At 68.4% G+C, this 19128-nt stretch carries 15 protein-coding genes and 1 pseudogene; 7 read left to right on the top strand and 9 right to left on the bottom strand.

The window, feature by feature from the left end; genetic code table 11:
* Window positions 1-65: 65 nt before the first annotated feature.
* The 5 genes from ACWGE0_RS14315 to ACWGE0_RS14295 form a co-directional block, all read right to left on the bottom strand.
* Complete coding sequence (locus ACWGE0_RS14315) at window positions 66-1391, bottom strand: serine/threonine-protein kinase (RefSeq protein ID WP_452261331.1); 1326 nt, start codon at window positions 1389-1391, stop codon at window positions 66-68.
* Window positions 1392-1562: 171 nt separating this feature from the next.
* Window positions 1563-2405, bottom strand: a complete 843-nt coding sequence (locus ACWGE0_RS14310) for a hypothetical protein (protein ID WP_452261330.1) — start codon at window positions 2403-2405, stop codon at window positions 1563-1565.
* 193 nt (window positions 2406-2598) lie between these two features.
* Complete coding sequence (locus ACWGE0_RS14305; RefSeq protein WP_452261329.1) at window positions 2599-3363, bottom strand: hypothetical protein; 765 nt, start codon at window positions 3361-3363, stop codon at window positions 2599-2601.
* 226 nt (window positions 3364-3589) lie between these two features.
* Complete coding sequence (locus ACWGE0_RS14300) at window positions 3590-4429, bottom strand: hypothetical protein (RefSeq protein ID WP_452261328.1); 840 nt, start codon at window positions 4427-4429, stop codon at window positions 3590-3592.
* Window positions 4430-4665: 236 nt separating this feature from the next.
* Entirely contained in the window at window positions 4666-4992 is a 327-nt protein-coding gene (locus ACWGE0_RS14295; RefSeq protein WP_452261327.1) for a hypothetical protein, read from the bottom strand.
* A 70-nt stretch (window positions 4993-5062) separates the two neighbouring features.
* On the opposite strand from ACWGE0_RS14295, the gene ACWGE0_RS14290 reads away from it, so the two are divergent.
* Window positions 5063-6115 carry a histone deacetylase gene (locus tag ACWGE0_RS14290; RefSeq protein WP_452261401.1) on the top strand — a complete coding sequence of 351 codons (1053 nt, stop codon included), beginning with the start codon at window positions 5063-5065 and terminating at the stop codon, window positions 6113-6115.
* A gap of 21 nt (window positions 6116-6136) precedes the next feature.
* On the opposite strand, the pseudogene ACWGE0_RS14285 reads toward ACWGE0_RS14290, so the two are convergent.
* Window positions 6137-6409, bottom strand: a pseudogene (locus ACWGE0_RS14285) (chorismate mutase); the annotation flags it as partial.
* Window positions 6410-6717: 308 nt separating this feature from the next.
* On the opposite strand from ACWGE0_RS14285, the gene pcrA reads away from it, so the two are divergent.
* Window positions 6718-9036 carry a DNA helicase PcrA gene (gene pcrA / locus ACWGE0_RS14280; protein ID WP_452261326.1) on the top strand — a complete coding sequence of 773 codons (2319 nt, stop codon included), beginning with the start codon at window positions 6718-6720 and terminating at the stop codon, window positions 9034-9036.
* 900 nt (window positions 9037-9936) lie between these two features.
* Here the strand turns inward: pcrA and ACWGE0_RS14275 are convergent.
* From ACWGE0_RS14275 to ACWGE0_RS14265, 3 genes are all read right to left on the bottom strand, one after another.
* Window positions 9937-10134 carry a hypothetical protein gene (locus ACWGE0_RS14275; RefSeq protein WP_452261325.1) on the bottom strand — a complete coding sequence of 66 codons (198 nt, stop codon included), beginning with the start codon at window positions 10132-10134 and terminating at the stop codon, window positions 9937-9939.
* Between the two features lie 266 nt (window positions 10135-10400).
* Window positions 10401-11117: a M23 family metallopeptidase gene (locus ACWGE0_RS14270; RefSeq protein ID WP_452261324.1), complete on the bottom strand. Its 717-nt coding sequence runs from the start codon at window positions 11115-11117 to the stop codon at window positions 10401-10403.
* Window positions 11118-11398: 281 nt separating this feature from the next.
* On the bottom strand, window positions 11399-12379 hold the full coding sequence (locus tag ACWGE0_RS14265; RefSeq protein ID WP_452261323.1) for an esterase/lipase family protein: 981 nt from the start codon (window positions 12377-12379) through the stop codon (window positions 11399-11401).
* Between the two features lie 159 nt (window positions 12380-12538).
* Here ACWGE0_RS14265 and ACWGE0_RS14260 point away from each other — a divergent pair, with 159 nt between their 5' ends.
* The 5 genes from ACWGE0_RS14260 (at window position 12539) to ACWGE0_RS14240 (ending at window position 19116) form a co-directional block, all read left to right on the top strand.
* Entirely contained in the window at window positions 12539-14218 is a 1680-nt protein-coding gene (locus ACWGE0_RS14260; protein WP_452261322.1) for a hypothetical protein, read from the top strand.
* 218 nt (window positions 14219-14436) lie between these two features.
* Window positions 14437-15603 (top strand): ADP-forming succinate--CoA ligase subunit beta, encoded by a 1167-nt coding sequence (sucC, locus tag ACWGE0_RS14255; protein WP_319967454.1) that lies wholly within the window; start codon window positions 14437-14439, stop codon window positions 15601-15603.
* A gap of 3 nt (window positions 15604-15606) precedes the next feature.
* A complete protein-coding gene (gene sucD, locus ACWGE0_RS14250) occupies window positions 15607-16494 on the top strand; it encodes a succinate--CoA ligase subunit alpha (protein WP_452261321.1) in 888 nt (295 codons plus the stop codon).
* Between the two features lie 187 nt (window positions 16495-16681).
* The gene (locus tag ACWGE0_RS14245; protein WP_452261320.1) at window positions 16682-17410 is read left to right on the top strand and encodes a DUF5336 domain-containing protein; all 729 of its coding nucleotides are present in this window, start codon (window positions 16682-16684) and stop codon (window positions 17408-17410) included.
* Between the two features lie 113 nt (window positions 17411-17523).
* Window positions 17524-19116, top strand: a complete 1593-nt coding sequence (locus ACWGE0_RS14240) for a cell division protein PerM (RefSeq protein WP_452261319.1) — start codon at window positions 17524-17526, stop codon at window positions 19114-19116.
* Window positions 19117-19128 lie beyond the last annotated feature (12 nt).

Raw genomic sequence — 19128 nt, 5'->3', positions numbered from 1 at the left:
TTCAGATCACCCAACGGTGCGGGTACCCACCTTACGAGATTTCTACGACGTATTGACGCTTAGCCCTACTGCCCGGGCGGTGGCACCGTCGTAGTGGTTACGACGACCGACGACGACGGCTTTGGAGGAGTCGTTGTCGTTGTGGTCGTCGTAGTTGTCGTCGTTGTGGTGGTCGTAGTTGTAGTCGTCGTAGTGCTAGACGTCGTTTCGCGCGTTGTCGTTGCCTCGGGCGTGGTAGTCGTCACCTCAGGGGTCGACGACGTCGGTGTCACCACCGAAGAAGAACTCGCCGGCGGCACGATCGGGTTCTCCTTCTCCTTGTTGAAGACCCCGAGCGCGACCATCAGGCCACCGATGACCAGCAACAACGCCAGGACCACCGCCGCGATCACCAGCGGCCTGTTGTCCTGCTGCCTGCCCGCGGGCGCCATCGGCGGTGCGGTGCGAGGCGGCGCGGTAGTACGAGCCACCGGACGAACCACGCGGGTTCGGTCCGGCTCGACGATAGCCGTCGGATCGGGTCCGACAGGAATCGGCAGCCCGGTGAACGACGGCGAACGACCGTGTGCAATCGCATTGAGGATGTCGCGTGCCTGCGCCATCGTCGGCCGGTCGTCCGGCTCGAAGTTCAGCAGGTACAGCAGCGTGTCGGAGAGCGGGTGGTCGACGGTCGGCGGGTTGATCCGGCCGGCCGCGACGGCGTGCAGAACACCGAGAGTGTTCTCGCTCACTCCATAGGGCGGTTCGCCCTCCATCGCGGCGAACAGCGTCGAACCGAGCGAGTAGACGTCGGAGGCCGGCGTCGGGTCCTGGCCCCGCGCGATCTCCGGCGCGAGGTACGCGGGCGTGCCGGCGATCAGGCCGGTCTTGGTGACCGTGATGTCGTCGGAGGCCCGCGAGATGCCGAAGTCGGTGATCTTGACGACGCCGTTCTCGGCGATCAGCACGTTGCCGGGCTTCACGTCGCGGTGCACGATCCCCGCCGCGTGGGCGGCGGCCAGCGCCGCCGCGCACTGGGTGCCGATGCTGGCGACCTCGACCGGGTCCATCGGCCCGCCCTCGGCGAGCGCGTCCGCGAGGCTGTAGGACGGCAGGTACTCCATGACCAGGCACGGGACGCCGTCTTCCTCGACGACGTCGTACACGGCGATGGCGTTGGGGTGGTGCAGCTTGGCGGCGATCCGGCCCTCGCGCATGGCGCGCTGGATGGCCTCGTCCTGCTCGGCCTCGTCCAGGCCGGGTGCCAGCAGCAACTGCTTGATGGCGACCTCACGGCCGAGGCGTTCGTCGTGGGCACGCCAGACGATGCCCATCGCGCCGGAGCCGATGCGGTCGAGGAAGCGGTAGCGATCGGCGATCAGGCGGCCGTCAGAGGTGTCGGACGCCGTCACAAGTCCACCTCGACGTTGCGCGACAGCGATCCCCGGTCGCGCGGCGATGGGGAGACTGCGGCTGCGGCAGCAGGTCCCACGCTCGTGCTCCTCGTGCGGTAGTCAGCGGTCCGTCCGGAATGCCCGCACAGGGTACCTGTCGGAGGCCGCCGTTGAGCTACCCGTCGTTCGTCAGTTCACCGGGGCGAAGAAGTCGAAGCCGCCGACGGTGTCGCCCACGGTGTTGAGCACCGGGTCGAGGAGTCCGAGGTCGATGCTCACGTCGACCGGGTTGGACGGCGTGGGCAGCGGGTTCGAGGCGGGCGGGGTGCTGCTGCTCGGCGGGGTCGCGGTCGAGCTCGGCGGCGGCGGCGTCTCGCTCGACGGCGGCGTGCTCGGCGTGGTGGTGTCGGTCGACGTGGACGGAGGCGTCGTCGTCGGTTGCTGCGTCTGGGTCGGCTGCTGCGTCGGCTGCTGGGTCTGCGTCTGCTGCGTCGGACGCTGCTGCTGGGTCTGGACGTACGGGGCGACCCGAGTCGTCGGGTCCGCCGCCTTCGTCTCGGCCTGCTGCGTCTCGGTCGCGTCGGACTGCTGCGTCTTGTTCGACGGCAGTTTCACGACGCCTTCGGTGCCGGCGCTCGCGCCACGGGCCTGCGCACGCTCGTCGAACCGCACCTCGGCGAGGGGACGCTCGTCCGGCGAGGACAGCCACGAGGAGGCGGCGAAGGCCACCGAACCGCACAGGATCACGCCACCGCTGGCGGCGACGGCCAGCTTGCCGACGGTGAACCCGCCGCTCTGCGTGTCGTCGGCGCGGCCTTCACGGCGCAGCAGCTCGGTGATGTGCAGCTCCTTCATGGGCTGCTTCTTCGGCTTGCTGCCTGGTGCCTTCACCGACTTGAACTTGATCGTCGGCTCGAACGCCTCGGGGGTGATGTCGTCGGTGATCACCGGGATCTCCACGGTTTCCGCCTCGCGGCGGGCGATCAGCTCGGCGACGGACAACTGGCCGGTCGACTCGGCCGATCCGTTCAACCGCCGACGATGGTCCTCAATCGACACCGCTCGTTCACCCTTCCAAGTTCGCGTGTGCGCACTGGCGGGAACATGGATACCGAATCGTGACCCGAGATGTAACCCCTTCGGGGGAATTTTCACGCCCGGAACTAGGTTTTCGCGACGAGCGGTCACCGTTCGACTGCGAACGGCGATCCCAGTTGGGCGCGGCCTAACTCCGTTGCGCCGAAAGGACCTCGGTGCCGATGATCCGCGGCTGGGTCGTGTCGGTGAGCCAGAAGAGCTGTTCGATACGCAGCCAGCTGCCGTTCTGCTCCTGCATCGACACCACCGCGAGCACTGATCCGTCCGGCCGCAGCGACGTCTGGTCGACGTTGAGCGTCTTGATCATGCCCCAGGACCTGACGAACTCCTTGGGGTTCGCGCCGACCAGGTCGGGCGAGAGCAGTTTGGCTGCCGCGTTCGGCTTGGTCGTGAGCAGCTCGTAGAACCGCTTCACCACGTCCATCTGCGGCTGCGGGCCGACCGAGACCTCAGGAGTGGTCGGTTCGGGCGCCTCCAGCAGCAGCGCGGACGGCTGCGGCTGAGGGATGTCGGCGGTGGTCTGCAGGGGCGGCGGGTTCTCGTTCGGCAGTTGGGCCGCGAGGACGTCCGGGCGCAGCGCGCTCGCGCCGGACAGCGCGATGGGCCGTGCGGAGGCAGGAACGCCGGTGTTCGCCGGGCGCTTGCCCGCCAGGACCGCCGCGCCCGCGACGGACGAGACCAGGATGACCGCGCCGGTCAGCAGGCCCGCGACCTTGGCGGCGCGGTTCGTCCTGGTGCGACGGCGGCGGCCGGGGACGACCGGGATCACCGCGGTCGTGGCGGTCATGTTCTCGGTCGGACCGAGCAGTGACGTGACGAGGGCGTCGGTGGCGGCTTCCTCGTTCGACAGGATGCGGATCGGGACCGGCTGCTGCTTGATCAGCTCAGCCACGCTGATCGAGCCGGCGCGGGTGTGTCTCCGGCCGGTCGTCGCGGGACGCTGCACTGGTCTCGCCCTCCGTACTGTCCGTGGTCACCAGAAGACGTACCGTGGCCTCGCGCGACAACGCCAGTTTCTTGACGGACTTCATCCGTCCGTGGCGTTCAGCGGTGCTCTGGATTCGCTCGAAGGTGCTACTTACTACGGTCGGTAACTCGCGCCGTGACCTTTAGCCACTTCAGCCGCCGAGCTTCAACCGTTCACCGTTGATGAGCGGCAGGTCGCCGACCGTGAAGCTGAGCTCGCGCTTCTCCGTGCTGACCGAGCCGTCCTTCTTCGTCACCTGCAACAGGCTGACGGTGAGGCCCTTGCTCGGGTCGACCACGATCTCCTTCACCTCGATCAGCGAGATGTCGGCGACCCGGCCCTCCAGCAACGCGTCGGCGTTCGAACGCACGGTGTCCGTGGTCATGGCGAGCGCGGTGTCCGCGTTCGTGGCCATGGCCTTGTAGAAGTGCTCGGTCTGCTGGGCGATCTTGGAGCCGTCGACGACCGGAGCCTGGGTGACCGGCACCGTCGTGATGACGGGCGGCGCGGTCCCGGACGGCTTGGCGCTCGTGGCGGAGGCCTGACCGCTCGTGCCCGGTGTGGCGCTGGTGCCGGGCACCGGAGCGCCCCTGCCGGTGTTCGCGGCCGAGGGCTTGGTGCCGGTGGCCGACGGACTCGTGCCGCCGGTGGGCAGCGCGGAGATGATCGGCACGTCGGACGGGTAGCCGGGCAGGCCGACCGTCTCGACGGCACCGCCACCGCCGACCAGCTTGGCCGCGGCGACGCTCAGCGCGACCAGCACGAGCACCGACGAGACGACGGCGAACCAGGCGGCGCGCTTCCAGGTGCGCGGCGGCGTGACCGAGGCGGGCACCAGACCGATGTTGAACTTGCGCAGCCCGTCGGTGTCCTGCAGCGGGTCGACCGGGCGGCGGCGGGGCAGCGGGATGCGGTCACCACCGACGACGGGGCGCGGCTGCTCTGGCGCGGCACCGCCGTCGAGGCGATGTTTGCCCGGCTGTTCTTCCATCCCGACACCCCTCTGCGACGCAATCAGCGTAGGGCCGTACGGAGGTGCCGAAGCAACCAAAAGGGGGTGTTCAGGACGAGTGGCACTCGTTTGTGTGAAAGGTGCGCGGCGGCCACCGGCCTTCACCGTCGCTTCAACTCCTCGGCAGGATGCCTCACGACACCGGCCCCGCACCCCACCTGACTGAGGTGAGGACGTGGGGCCGGGTGCCGTGATTCACCCGTCCGAGTGGTCGGTCAGCGGGGAGGGAGCTGTGCTTGACCGCTGTTCAGCTGCTTGCGCGTGTTCTGCACGCCGTTGAGGGCGGCCAGACCGCTGCCGCCCGCGATCAGCGCGCCGACCACGTCGGCGCCCAACGACTCGCCGTTGGTGATCAGCAAACCGATCGCCGCACCCGCGGTGGTCAGGATGGCGATCTTCCAGCGGCTGCGGACGAACTGCGAGACGGGTGCGCCGGCGAGACCCTTCTTGTTCGCGGCCGAGCCGAGCAAGCCCAGGTATGCGTCGTGCGCCAAGGCGGCGAGCAGGCCGGCGATGGCGATCAGTGCGGCGATGAGGCCCATGTCTCCAGTGTGCCTCCAGATTTTTTCGTTGGACCATCCGTGATCGCCCTGATATCCGATTCGGGTGGACATGTTCTGGCACGACGACTGCCTCGAGCACGACGCCGGTGAGGGCCTGTGGGAGCTGCCGGGCTCCTGGCCGTGGCTGGACGTCGCCGAGCCGCACCCGGAGAGCGCCGCGCGGCTGCGCACGTTCCGGCACGCGTTGACGCACGGCCCGGTGGCCGGCCACTTGAAGTGGCACGAAGGACGGCACGCGTCCGTTGACGAGCTTCTGCGCGTGCACACGGCCGGGTACTTGGACTCGTTGCGTGTGTCGACGCGTGTGGCGCTGGACGTGAACACGGTCGTGGGGCCGGAAACGTGGCGTGCGGCGAGCGCGGCGGCGGGGACTTCGTTGGCAGCGCTGGAATCCGGTGCACCACTGGCGTACGCGCTCGTGCGGCCGCCCGGCCACCACGCACAGCCCGACGTGGCGGACGGCTACTGCTTCGTGAACAACGCGGCGCTGGTGGCGGAAACCGCGCGGCGCCAAAGGATGCGGGTCGCCGTGCTGGACTGGGACGTGCACCACGGCAACGGCACGCAGGAGGTGTTCTACGACCGGCCAGACGTGCTGACCATCTCGGTGCACATGCGGCACGGCTCGTGGGGCGCGAATCACCCGCAGACGGGCGCACCCTCGGAGGTGGGGGCCAACGGGCGGAACGTGAACATCGAGCTGTCGCTGGGTGCGGGCGACACGGCGTACCTGCGCGCGCTCGACGAGATCGCGTTCCCACTGCTGCGTGAGTTCGCGCCGGACCTGCTGGTGTGCGCGTCCGGGTTCGACGGATCGGCGTTCGACCCCAACGGACGGCACAACCTCACCGCGGCCGGCTACCGCGAGATCGGCCGGCGGGTGGCGTCGTTCGGACCGCGCGTGGTGCTCACCCAGGAGGGCGGCTACCTGCGCGGGTACTCAGCGCTGTGCCTGCACGCGCTGGTGGAGGGGCTGCTGCGGCTGCCGGAGCCGTTGCTCGAGGACCCGCTGGCCTACGTGCCGGACGACACCCAGCTCGTGGACGCGGACTTCGAGCGCGTTCTGGCTGCGCTGAAGCCTTTTTGGCCCGGCGTGCTGTGACGCCGGGCCTGGGCTTGCGGGCTACCTGCCGAGCGGGCCGCGGCCCATCTTGAGCAGGATCATCGCGAGGTCCTTGCCCTCGGTGCCCAGCGGCTTGTAGCGGTTGAGCACGTCGATCTCGCGGTTGTGCACGATCTTCGTGCCGCCGGCCGCCATCCGGGCCGCGCCGATGATCTTGGATACCTCGACGCGTCGTTGCACGAGGCGCAGTATCTCGGCGTCGAGGTGGTCGATCTCCTCGCGCAGCTCGTTGATGTCCGGCTCAGTGGTGGTGTCCATCGTTTTGACGACCTCTCGACTCTTCGAGTCCTTGGCCCGGAAGCAACGAAGCCCCGGCGTCCGAGGACTCCGGGGCTTCGTGGTGGCTTTTCAGCGCTATGCGACCACGGGAGCCGGAGTCCGGATCCCGTAGAAAAACTCGAAGAAGGTCGCGCGCACGAAGTCAGTGTTGCACAGAACCGCCGCCACTCGCCAAGTCCGCGCGGCGAGCAGGCTCACCAGGTGAGACGTCCTGTTCAGGACACCCCGTTCGAACACGTCCGTCGAACACATGGTCGGGTGGCTCCGATTTTGTCGGTGCCGCCCGGTACCGTGGATGAACGATGAGCGCCTTGTTCGACTTGCCCTCAAGTCCCCCCGTTTCCCGCGCGGGCCACCTGCTCGACGACCTGAACCCCGCGCAGCGCCGTGCCGTCGAGCACGCCGGTTCACCGCTGCTCGTGGTGGCCGGCGCCGGCTCCGGCAAGACGCGCGTCCTCACCAGGCGGATCGCGTACCTGCTCGCGGCACGTGACGTGCACCCAGGCCAGATCATGGCCATCACGTTCACGAACAAGGCAGCCGCGGAGATGAAGGAGCGCGTGGCCGACATGGTGGGCGCCCGCGCCCGTTCCATGTGGGTGTCGACGTTCCACTCCATGTGCGTCCGCGTGATGCGCCGCGACGCCAAGACCCTCGGCATGTCGTCGAACTTCTCGATCTACGACAGCGACGACACCCGCCGCCTCGTCACGCTGGTGGCACGCGACCTCGATCTCGACCCGAAGAAGTACGCGGCCCGCACCCTCGCCGTGCACATCTCGAACCTCAAGAACGAGCTCATCGACCCCGAGACCGCCACCGCCCAGGCCACGAACGACCTGGAACGCCGGGTGGCCGAGGTCTACACCGTCTACCAACGGCGCCTGCGCGAGTCCAACTCGCTGGACTTCGACGACCTCATCATGAAGACCGTCGAACTCCTCCAGACCTTCCCGGACGTGGCCGAGCACTACCGCCGCCGCTTCCGCCACGTCCTGGTCGACGAGTACCAGGACACCAACCACGCGCAATACACCCTCGTGCGCGAACTGGTGGGCAAGGCCGGAGGCGAACTCCCCCCGGCAGAACTGTGCGTGGTGGGCGACGCCGACCAGTCCATCTACGCCTTCCGCGGCGCCACCATCCGCAACATCGTGGAATTCGAGCGCGACTACCCCGACGCCACCACGATCCTGCTGGAGCAGAACTACCGCTCCACCCAAAACATCCTCACCGCCGCCAACGCGGTGATCTCCCGCAACCCGAACCGCCGCGACAAAACGCTCTGGAGCGACCTCGGCGAAGGCGAGAAGATCGTCGGCTACGTGGCCGACAACGAACACGACGAAGCCGCCTTCGTGGCGAACGAAATCGACCGCCTGGTGGACGGCGGCGAGGTCAACAACTCCGAGATCGCCGTCTTCTACCGCACCAACAACCAGTCGCGCGTCTTCGAAGAAATCTTCATCCGCCTCGGCCTCCCGTACCGCGTGGTCGGCGGCGTCCGCTTCTACGAGCGCAGGGAAGTCCGCGACGCCCTCGCCTACCTGCGCACACTGGCCAACCCGGAAGACACCGTCTCTCTCCGCCGAATCCTCAACGTCCCCAAACGAGGAATCGGCGACCGAGCAGAAGCCTGCGTCTCCGCCTACGCCGAACGCGAACGAATCAGCTTCGCCTCAGCCCTCCGCGAAGCCGTGCACGACCGCGTCCCCATGCTGAACCCGCGCTCCCGCAACGCAATCGCCGGTTTCGTCGAAATGATGGACCAGCTGGGCGAAATGGTGGAGCGCGAAGACGACGTGGCCGACATCCTCGAAGCCGTCCTGGAAAAAACCGGCTACCGCTCCGAACTGGAAGCCAGCGAAGACCCTCAGGACCACACCAGGATCGAAAACCTCAACGAACTGGTGACCGTCGCCCGCGAGTTCACCGAACTGGAACTCCCAGAAGGCGCCGACCCGGTCCCGTCCCTCCCAGCCTTCCTGGAACGCGTCTCCCTGGTGGCCGACGCCGACTCCATCCCCGACGCCGAGTCCGACGGCGTGGTCACCCTCATGACCATCCACACGGCCAAGGGCCTGGAATACCCGGTCGTCTTCAGCACAGGCTGGGAAGACGGCGTCTTCCCCCACATGCGAGCACTGGGCGACCCAGCCGAACTGGCAGAAGAACGCCGCCTCGCCTACGTGGGCATCACCAGGGCCCAACGCCGCCTCTACCTCTCCAGGGCCCTGGTCCGCTCAGCCTGGGGCCAGCCCTCAGCCAACCCGGCCTCCCGCTTCCTGGGCGAAATCCCCCCAGACCTCCTGGACTGGCGCCGAGTAGAACCCTCCCGCTCCGCCCCGGCCGCCGCCACCACCTGGGGCCGCTCCGCCAACTCAGGCAGCGGCATAGCCTCCCGAGGCCTCTCCCGCCCAGCCCCAGGCAAAGCGGGCTGGAAAGACGCCCCAGCCATGAAGCTGGAAGTGGGCGACCGAGTAACCCACGACAAGTACGGCCTGGGCCGCGTAGTAGCCGTAGACGGCGCAGGCCTCCGGGCAACAGCAACGATCGACTTCGGCGGCTCCGGCACAGTCCGCCTGATGCTGATCGGCAGCGTCCCCATGACCAAGATCTGACCCTCAGGCACGCTGACGCAGGCGTCCCCTTCGCCACAGGATCCCCCGCGACCCAACGTACTCAGCAGGTCTGACACTCCTGCGAGGCCGGAGGCGAGCCCAAGCCGATGCCGCAGGCGAGGCGACCCGATGGCGAAGCCGAGGTGTCCTTGGCTTTTCTCGTGGGGTTCCGGTGGGGTTGTCCCGTCACGAGTCGTGCCACAGCTCTTGCTGCACGAGGTCAGGGGTGTCAACTCGGCACGCTTTTCGTCGAGTTGACACCCCTGACCTCGTGTGGCCAGCTCCTGGTACGGCTTGTGACGGGACCACCCCACCCGATCCCCACGCCTACGCAACGCGCCGCCGCCCAACGCAACAGGCGTGCCATCAACCCGCTGACGGCGTGGGACAGGTCCTTGATCAGATTGGCGGGGTCCGGGGCGGAGCCCCGAAATCCTGAAACCGGAACGCTCCCACCCCAACGCAACCACCCAACGGACCCGGACCCCCGCACACGCAAGCCGCCAACGCAACCGGGGGACGACTTACGGAACCGGTCCGTCCCGACACGAACCGGACACCCCACCCTCACCCGCCCCCCTCTGACCAGCAACTTCGCCCTCCCCGAAAAATCCTCAAAAAACTTCCCAAAACCAGCGCAACGACCCGCCAGTACGTACGTCTATGTGGGTGTCGCAAGCAGCACAGCCAGCGGAACGTTCGGGGCGGTCCAAGGCACAGGGGAGCAGCCTGCAGACGAAGGGGAGCGAAGGGAAGGCGGGGGCCAGAACTTCGCGGCGAAGGTGCGGCCGGACTGAACGGGAGAGCAGTCCGGCCGCGCTAAAACGCCCTGATTGTCCCTGCCCAGGCCTCGATCGTCCCTAGTCCGGACCCTGATCGGCCCAGGTCAGCCGCGATCGCTCAAAAATTGTCAGACCCACCGAGCATCATCAACCGCATGAGGTCCTCAACCCGGCGGGAGAGCTCGAGATGGATCACGTCTTCGCCCAGCTGCTGCACGAACGCGTGTTCGCAATCCTCAACCAGCTGGAATCCCCAGCCGCCGCTCCAGAGACGGCAAGACTGGCCGAAGCCTGGCGCACCCTCCTCGGCCTCCACGAGCCAACCGAGAGCGGGGCCTGCAAAGCCTGTGGCCCACGCTGGCGCCGCCACATGTGCTCAGTCTGGCGAGTAGCCGCTCACTACTTCATCCGCCACGAACGCGGCATGAGTCCGGCTTGAGCGCGGAATACCCGCGACACAAGTGCCGTTAGAGGCTTGTGAGGCCCCTGAGGCGCCCGACAGGGTCTCCCCACACCCGGAGGTGGGTTAGACGCAACGAGCCCGCGAGAAAGCTACTGAGCCGTAGTTCAACAAAAACCGAATCAGACGGTCACACCGCGAGCGTTCAACCAGGTAAGCGGGTTGATCTTCTGGCCGCCGGGGTTCCACACCTCGAAGTGCAGGTGCGGACCGGTGGAGAAGCCGCGGTTGCCCATGCGGGCGATCTGCTCGCCGGCCTTGACGACCTGGCCTTCGCGGACGTTGAACGTGTCGACGTGGCCGTAGACGGTGATGGTCCCGTCCGCGTGCTCGACGCGAACCCAGAGGCCGAAACCGGAAGCGGGACCGGCCTCGATCACCTTGCCGTCGGCTGCGGACAGGATCGGCGTACCGATCGGGCCGGCGATGTCGATACCGAGGTGCATGGTGCCCCAGCGGCCGCCGTACCCGGAGGTGAAGTCACCGGCAGCGGGGCGGACGAACTTGGGGCGCTTCTTCTCGGCCTCGACAGCGTCGCGCTGGGTGGAGAGCTGCTGGCTGCGCAGGAGCTTGGCGGCCTCGGTGGAGCCTTCCGCGGTGGTCTTGGAGACCGCGAGGATCTGCGGTGCGGAGGCGGTGTCGCCACCCACGCCGTCGAACGTGGCGGCGCCACCGGAGTGGTTCGTGAGCTTGACGTCGTTGCTGTCGTCCGACGCGGCCTGCAGGGTCTGACCTGCGCCTGCGGCGGCAAAAGCACCGACTGCGACGGCGGCGACGACGATGCGTCCGCGAAGCGCCGACGGGGGCGGGGGGAGCCGGTGGGAGCTGACGGTGCGCACGGAGGCGCGGTCGACTGCCTCTTCAAGCGCAGCACTGCGTTCATGGCCGCCGGGGGAGCGGTGGTGACTCAAAGCTTGCCCTTCCGCCTTCGGGGAGCCTGACCGGGTGGACTGCCGGGCGGGGGATTCCCGGTGAGTCAGATTTCGGGGTTCTGACTCGGTGTCCTTCTGTGATCAGACCGTGACAACGGACCGGGGGACAGTAACGGCGGGAAGGCTCGGAGGGCAAACCCCAGTTCGTTATGTCGTCCTAACGGGCGGCAACCAGGAGGTTTCAACTGTCAACTGTGACCGTCGGTCACTTCGGGCGGCCGACACGCCTCGCCGCCAGGGGCGATGGGGTGACCCAAAGAGTCATCCGATCGGGTGATGGCAGTCACAACTACGTGAAGAGTCCTCGTGTCAACCGGCAAAGAAAGGTGACCTGAATCACGTATCTGGTGTTCTTCGACGAGCAACGACGAGTGCTCCAGTCGGGCGTTGCGCTGCGGCACGATGACCTGATCCATCTCCGACCACACGACGACGAACCGCGTCTGGCACGGCCGACAGGGCTCGGCGAGCTCCTCGAGGAGCTCGGACCCCGGGCGCAGCTGCTTGGTGAGCGGAGTCGGCAGCAGATAGGCGGCGAGCGTGCCGCGATGTGGCGTTCCCAGTGTTACGAGTGTGCGAACGCGTGAGTCGCCGTGCAGCCGCTGTACGTAATACCTGGCGATGAGACCGCCGAGCGAATGGCCGACGACATGCACCTGATCCGCACCGGTCTGCTCGCAGATCCGCTCGATGTGGGCACCGAGCAGGGCGGCCGAGCGGCGGACGTCACCGGTCAACGCCGTCAGCACGCTGTAGTTGATGGCGTGCACCACCCCGAAGCCCCGCCTTCGCAGCGCCCCCGACAGCACCGCGAAGGCGGAGCGGTTGTCCCCGATGCCATGCACCAACACGATCGGGGTGCCCGCCGCGTCCATCGCCGAAACCATCAGGCCGCGCTGGCGGGGTGGCAGGCCGTCGGTGCGGTAGTGCCGGAACTGGCCGTCCTGACGCAGCTGTTCGGTGATCGCGCCCCACGGGTAAAGCACCGCGTGCGCCGTCAACCAGGCCGCTTCCATCGCGACACCGCGCATCCCGCCGGGCGTGGCCATGGAGCGCAACGCGACCTTGACCTCTTCGGCGACGTCGCGCGCGGTGTGCACTCCCCAACCGGCACGATCGAGGACGGCGTCAGTCAGACGCGTCATCCACGACCGGCCGTCGTCGCTCATATGAGCGACGGTAAGTGATGAAGTCACCGGCTAGGAGTACCCGGCGGATGTTTTCCACATGCGAACGAATTTCGTCTCACTAGGTCCCCGCCCATCGCCGCGCGACCGGAAGTAACGGTGAAACAGAACCTCACGTCGCACTTGCTAGGTTCGCCCGCGATGACTCGAACCGAGCTCGAGAACCAGACCCCGGCCGCCGCCCGGCTGCGCACCTCGTGGGCGCTCGCCGCCGCAGGCTCCCTCCTTCTAGCGGTAGGCCCGCTGCTCGGCGTCGTCGACGGGGCGGAACCCGCCTTCACGTCGTGGCCGTTGCTCGCCCTGCTCGCGCTGTTGCCGCCGGCCGTCGCCGGTGTGCTGCTGATGCGCGGCAGGCCGTTCGTCGCGGCGGGACTGCTCGCCGCGATCGGTGTCTTCGCCTTCGGCCGCCTGCTCAGCGACTTCCAGATCGTGGTCAACGCGATGGCGGTGGCGCGGCCTGAGCTGTTCCGGCCGGCCACGTTGATCGCGGTCACCCCGTCGGCGGGCGTGTGGCTGCTGCTCGCCGGGCACGTGCTGGTGATCGCGGGCGGGCTGCTCGCCGCCGGTCGCGCCGGCATGCCCGCGGACGCGTCGGAGCCTCCCGGCCTGGTCGCCCTGCACGTGATCATCGCCGCCTGGGCGACGATCGGGCTGCTGGGCAAGCCGTTCACCTCGGCGGACCCGTTCCAGCTCGACCGCGGTCCGTGGGACCTGCCGGTGATCGGCCTGACCGGTGGTCTGCTGGTCGCACTCGCCGCGCCGCTCGCCACCGCGCTCGCGGCCAGCTCGCCCGACCCGGACACCCGCCAGGGCGGGGTTCTCGGTGTGTCGCTCGCTCTGCTCGCCGTGGTGCTGCCGCCGCTGGTGGCGGGCACCGTGGTGTCCGGGCTGACCATCACCGCGGGCCCGGTCCTCGCGTTGCTCGCCGCGCTCGCGTTGCCCACCTTGCCCCTGCAGGCCCGGTTGGTGCGGCTGCTGCTGGGCAAGCGGGACGAGACGTACGACCTCGCGTTGCCGTCGATTCGCCGCATGCACGTGGCGGCAGGTCTTCTCAGCGTGTTCGCCGCCGTCTTCATGCTCGTCGGCGCGGCCGTTCCGCAGCTCGTCCTCACCACCGGCGGCCAGGCGCCCGAGCTGGCGTCGGCGAACCTCCTCTGGCCGGCCGGGATCGCGTTCGGCCTGCTCGGGCTCGCGTTGCTCGTGCCGTCCATCGCCACGGCCGTGCGTCCCGCCCTGCTGTTCGGCTACCTCGCGATGCAGCTCGCCGCGGCCGGTGCGACCCAGCCGGTGCTGGCCGCCAGCCAGGCCGGCATCGCGCAGCCGGGTGCCGGGTTCTGGCTGATGATCGTCGAGTTCCCCCTCGGCCTGCTCGCGCTGACCTGCGCGGGACTCGCCGGTGCGGTCGAGCGGGAGAACACCGACGTCGGCAGGAAGCAGGAGCTGCCGATGGCCGAACTGGGCGCGGTGCTGCTGGCCGGGCTCTTCACGGCGGGCGCCTTCGCGTTGCCGACCGTGCGCGGTGACAACTACACAGCGCCGACGTTGCTGCCGGACGCCGATCCCGCCGTCTCGTGGGCGTTGCTCAGTTCTCTTCTCGTCCTGATCATCGGCCTGGTGGTCGCTCTCCGCTCGCGCCCCGCCCGTGGTGCCGGGATCCTCGCGGGCGCTGTGTTGTTGCTCGGTGTGCGCGCGCTGGAGCTGCCGCTGACGGGAGCCAAGGTGGAGGGCGCCGTGGCCGCGCCGGGCACGTGGCTCGCGCTGGCGGCATGTGCGGCGTTGTTGGTCGCGGCCGGATTGATGGGAGCTCGGGCAACGCGGTGAAACGCGGTGAAAGTGTTACTTCACATGTGTTCTCCTCTATACGCGCGCGCACGCGTGATCGACCTCACCGCCGTTGAGACCGACCTCACCAGGTGTGGCGTGCGAGCAGTAGCTGCAGCTCGATAGTGTCTGGGCCCAGCCGCGTCAAGTGGGTTCGCTTGGCCCCTTGAGGACCACCCAGGCGCGGTGTTCCGACACCGACGTCGCAGGAGACCCGAGTGGACCTGTACGAGTACCAGGCGAAGGACCTCTTCGCCGCCCACGGCGTCCCGGTACTGCCGGGCGATGTGGCTACCAACCCCGAAGACGCCAAGGCCATCGCCGCGAAGTTCGGCCAGGCCGTTGTCGTCAAGGCCCAGGTCAAGACCGGCGGCCGCGGCAAGGCCGGTGGTGTGAAGCTCGCTTCCACCGCCGAGGAGACCGAGGAGAAGGCCAAGGCCATCCTCGGCCTGGACATCAAGGGGCACATCGTTCACCGCGTTCTGGTGACGCCCGCCTCCGACATCGCGGAGGAGTACTACTTCTCCTTCCTGCTCGACCGTGCCAACCGCACCTTCCTCGCCATGGCGAGTGTTGAGGGCGGCATGGACATCGAGGAGGTCGCCGCGACCAAGCCCGAGGCCCTCGCGAAGATCGCCATCGACGCCATCAAGGGCGTCGACGTGGCCAAGGCCACGGAGATCGCCGACGCGGCGAACTTCCCGGCCGAGGTCAAGGACCAGGTCGTCGACACCATCGTGAAGCTCTGGGAGACCTTCGTCTCCGAGGACGCCACGCTGGTCGAGGTCAACCCGCTGGTCCGCGACCCGCAGGGCAAGATCGTCGCCCTCGACGGCAAGGTCACGCTGGACGAGAACGCGGACTTCCGCCACCCCGCCCACGCGGAGCTGGTCGACAAGGCCGCGGAGAACCCTCTCGAGGCGAAGGCCAAGGAGAAGGGCCTCAACTACGTCAAGCTCGACGGCGAGGTCGGCATCATCGGCAACGGCGCCGGTCTCGTGATGTCCACTCTGGACGTCGTGGCGTACGCCGGTGAGCAGTACGGCGTGAAGCCCGCGAACTTCCTCGACATCGGTGGCGGCGCGTCCGCCGAGGTCATGGCGAACGGTCTGGACGTGATCCTCGGCGACGAGGCCGTGCGTTCGGTGTTCGTCAACGTCTTCGGTGGCATCACCGCGTGTGACGCGGTCGCCAACGGCATCGTGAAGGCGCTGGAGATCCTCGGCGACTCGGCCACCAAGCCGCTCGTCGTCCGCCTCGACGGCAACAACGTGGAGGAGGGCCGCGCGATTCTCGCCGAGGCCAACCACCCGCTGGTGACCGTTGTCGACACGATGGACAACGCGGCCGCCAAGGCCGCCGAGCTCGCGGCTGCGGGGGTCTGAACGATGGCTATCTTCCTCAACGAGAACAGCAAGGTCATCGTCCAGGGCATGACCGGTGCCGAGGGCACCAAGCACACCAAGCGCATGCTCGCGTCCGGCACGAACATCGTCGGTGGCGTGAACCCGCGCAAGGCGGGCGAGAAGGTCGACTTCGACGGCACCGTCCTCCCGGTCTTCGGCACCGTCAAGGAGGCCATGGAGGCCACCGGCGCGAACGTGACCGTGATCTTCGTGCCGCCGGCCTTCTCCAAGGCCGCCGTGCTCGAGGCGATCGACGCCGAGATCGAGCTGGCCGTCGTCATCACCGAGGGCATCCCGGTGCACGACACCGCCTACTTCTGGGCGCACGCCGTCGCGACCGGCAACAAGACCCGCATCATCGGCCCGAACTGCCCCGGCATCATCAGCCCCGGCAAGTCGAACGCCGGCATCATCCCCGCGAACATCGCGGGCAGCGGCAAGATCGGTCTGGTGTCGAAGTCCGGCACCCTGACCTACCAGATGATGCACGAGCTGCGGGACTTCGGTTTCTCCACCGCGATCGGCATCGGTGGCGACCCGATCATCGGCACCACGCACATCGACGCCCTCGAGGCCTTCCAGGCCGACGACGAGACCGTCGCGATCGTGATGATCGGTGAGATCGGCGGCGACGCCGAGGAGCGCGCCGCCGCGTACATCAAGGAGAACGTGACCAAGCCGGTCGTCGGCTACGTCGCGGGCTTCACCGCTCCCGAGGGCAAGACCATGGGCCACGCCGGCGCCATCGTCTCGGGCTCGGCGGGCACCGCGCAGGCGAAGAAGGAGGCCCTCGAGGCCGCCGGCGTCAAGGTCGGCAAGACGCCGTCCGAGACGGCCGACCTGATGCGCGAGATCATGAAGGCTCTTTAAGCCTGAACCGCACGCGGGGACCTTTCGTACCTTCCGAGAGTACGAAAGGTCCCCGCGTGCGTTCTGGAGCGGAGTAGTTTCGGGGTCGGCCCTTTCTCGGATGGCGGAACCGGCATGATCCGGTCATCGTCTGAGCGAACGAGTCGGCTAGCGTTTTGAGAATCACTCGGTTGGAGGAGACCTAGACATGTCCGTGCCTTACGGCGCACCCCAACAGCAGCCGCCGGGTCCGGCACAGCACCAGGCACCTCAGGCCCCTGGCGCTCCCGGCGCCAACAACATCAACCTGGGACTCATCCTCCCGCTGGTCGCGGCGGGTCTCGGCTTCGTCGCCTACCTCGTGGCGTTCGCCGACGACGTCAGCGGCAACGTGACCTACCTGCTCGCCGCGGGTCTGCTCGCCGGCCTTTCCGTGCTGCCGAACATCCCGAAGGGCTTCGTCCCGGTCGCCGCGATCCTGGCCGCCGTGCAGACGTTGCTCCAGCTGCAGGGCATCATCAAGTCGCCGTCCGTGCAGGGCCTCGACATCGTGCTGCTCATCGTCGCGCTGCTGGAGACGGCGGCGGTCGTGCTCGCCTTCCTGCTCGCCGAGGGCATCGTGAAGTTCGAGCCGAAGCCGGCGAACCCCTACGCGGGTCACCCGCAGGGTCAGCCCGGTGGCTGGAACCCGCAGTCCGGCGCGTTCCCGCAGCAGGGCCAGCACCAGCAGCCCGGCCAGCACGGCGCGCCCCAGCAACAGCAGCAGGCTCCGCAGCAGCCGGGGTTCGGTCAGCAGCAGTTCGGTCAGCAGCCGCAGCAGCCCGCGCAGCCGGGTCAGCCGGGTCAGCCGCCGCAGCAGACCAGCTTCATGCCGCAGCCCGGCCAGTTCGGCTCGCCGGGCACGCCGCCCGGTGGCTTCGGCGGACCGCAGCAGTAAGTCCGCACACCGTTCGACTTCAGGGGTGGTGCCGGTGTTCTCCGGCACCACCCCTGTCGTGTAGCCCGGCGTGCCTGACCCGAATGGCTCAGCCGGCCTGACACAGTGGAGAAGTGCCCGTGCTGCAACGCGATGTGACCCGCGAGGTCACCACCGTGCGCCCGCCGGAGTTCTCGCGTTCCGAACGGATGCGTGTGCTCGTCGCGGCCGCGGCCGGGTCGGTGGTCGTCAGCTACGCGGCGGTGGCCGCCGTTCTCGCGCTGGTCTCCGCGACGGCCACGTACGCGGACTTCTCCACATCAGGAGTGCTCAGCGCGGCCGCGCCCGCGTGGCTGGCCGCGCACCACGTGCCGTTGCGCTTCGACGCAGGTCAGCTGGGTGTGCTGCCGCTGTTGCCCACCGCGTTGCTGATGCTGCTCGTCGGGCGCACCGCCGCGGGTACCGCTGATCGTCTCGGTCTCTACGAACCACTCCAGGCGCGCGGCGTCGTGCTCAGCATCGCCGGGTCGCACGCCGTCGTCGGCGGCGCGATCGCGTTGGTGATGGGCGATGGCGTAGTGCGTGCCACACCGGCCGTGGCGTTCTTCGGCTGTGCCGCCGTGTCCGGTCTCGCGGCCACGATCGGCGTCGCCCGCCGCTGCGGCCTGGTCGAGGTGGTGTTCGACAAGCTCGACCCGGTGGCGCTGCACGGTCTGCGCGCCGGGTTCATGGCGTTGTTCGCGCTGGTCAGCGTGGGTGCGCTGGCGGTGGCGGCAGGGCTCGCGGCCTCGTGGCCGAGGACCAGCGAGCTGTTCGCGGGCGCCGGTCCGTCGGTCGGGGTCGGGCTCGGGGTGTTCCTGCTGTGCCTCGGCTACCTGCCGAACGCGATCATCGCCGGGTTCTCCTACGTCGTCGGTGCCGGGTTCTCGATGGGCGGGGTCGAGGTCACGCCGATGCGGTTCGTCGGAGGGCCGGTGCCCTCGGTGCCGCTGCTCGCGGCGATGCCGGAGAACTCGTTCGTGTGGAGCCCGGTGGTGCTGGTGGGCGCGGCGCTGATCGGCGTGTTCGTCGGCTGGACCTGCCGCAAGGTCTCCGAGCGGCCCACCTCGCGGATCCGCGCGGTGCTGGTCGCTGCGGTCACCGCGGCCGTGGGCAGCCTGGTGCTCGCCGCGACGGCCGGTGGACGGCTGGCGGCCGGCACGTTCGACCCCGTGACGGTGCCCGCGGGCCTGCTCGCGCTGATGGTGGCGCTGTGGGTGCTGGTGCCGGGTGCGCTGGTGGCCTGGCTCGCCGGCTCCCGCACGAAGGCCGTGGTGGCCGATGACGCCGAGTTCGTCGAGCCGGACTACGTCGAGGACGAGGAGGCCGTCGACCCGGACGTCGTGTTCGAGGACGACGAGCTCACCGACCAGTTCGAGCAGCTCGAGGTCGTGGACGAAGACGAGTTCGAGGTCGACGAAGACCTCGAGGACGACGACTACTACGACGAAGACGAGTACGACGAAGAAGATCTCGAAGAAGAGCCCGAGGACGTCGTCGAAGAGGAAGACCTCGACGACGAAGACGTTGAGGACGAAGAAGAAGAGGCCGCCGAACCGGCCGCGGAGCTCGACCGGGAAGAGGACGCGGAAGAGGACCTCGAAGACGAGGAAGACTTCGACGCGGAGTTCGACGAGATGCTCGGCATGGAGTCCGAGGAGGACCTGGACGGCAAGCCGGGACGGTGACGTCCTAGGCTG

Source organism: Lentzea sp. NPDC054927 (genome assembly GCF_053610285.1).
Note: the sequence above shows the minus strand (reverse complement) of the source record. Positions and strands in the feature narration are given on the sequence as shown.

Excerpts from the sequence above, each read along its gene's own strand:
- ACWGE0_RS14300 (WP_452261328.1), bottom strand. The coding sequence starts at position 4,429 with ATGGAAGAACAGCCGGGCAAACATCGCCTCGACGGCGGTGCCGCGCCA.
- ACWGE0_RS14295 (WP_452261327.1), bottom strand. The coding sequence starts at position 4,992 with ATGGGCCTCATCGCCGCACTGATCGCCATCGCCGGCCTGCTCGCCGCC.
- ACWGE0_RS14290 (WP_452261401.1), top strand. The coding sequence starts at position 5,063 with ATGTTCTGGCACGACGACTGCCTCGAGCACGACGCCGGTGAGGGCCTG.
- pcrA (WP_452261326.1), top strand. The coding sequence starts at position 6,718 with ATGAGCGCCTTGTTCGACTTGCCCTCAAGTCCCCCCGTTTCCCGCGCG.
- ACWGE0_RS14265 (WP_452261323.1), bottom strand. The coding sequence starts at position 12,379 with ATGAGCGACGACGGCCGGTCGTGGATGACGCGTCTGACTGACGCCGTC.
- ACWGE0_RS14260 (WP_452261322.1), top strand. The coding sequence starts at position 12,539 with ATGACTCGAACCGAGCTCGAGAACCAGACCCCGGCCGCCGCCCGGCTG.
- sucD (WP_452261321.1), top strand. The coding sequence starts at position 15,607 with ATGGCTATCTTCCTCAACGAGAACAGCAAGGTCATCGTCCAGGGCATG.
- ACWGE0_RS14245 (WP_452261320.1), top strand. The coding sequence starts at position 16,682 with ATGTCCGTGCCTTACGGCGCACCCCAACAGCAGCCGCCGGGTCCGGCA.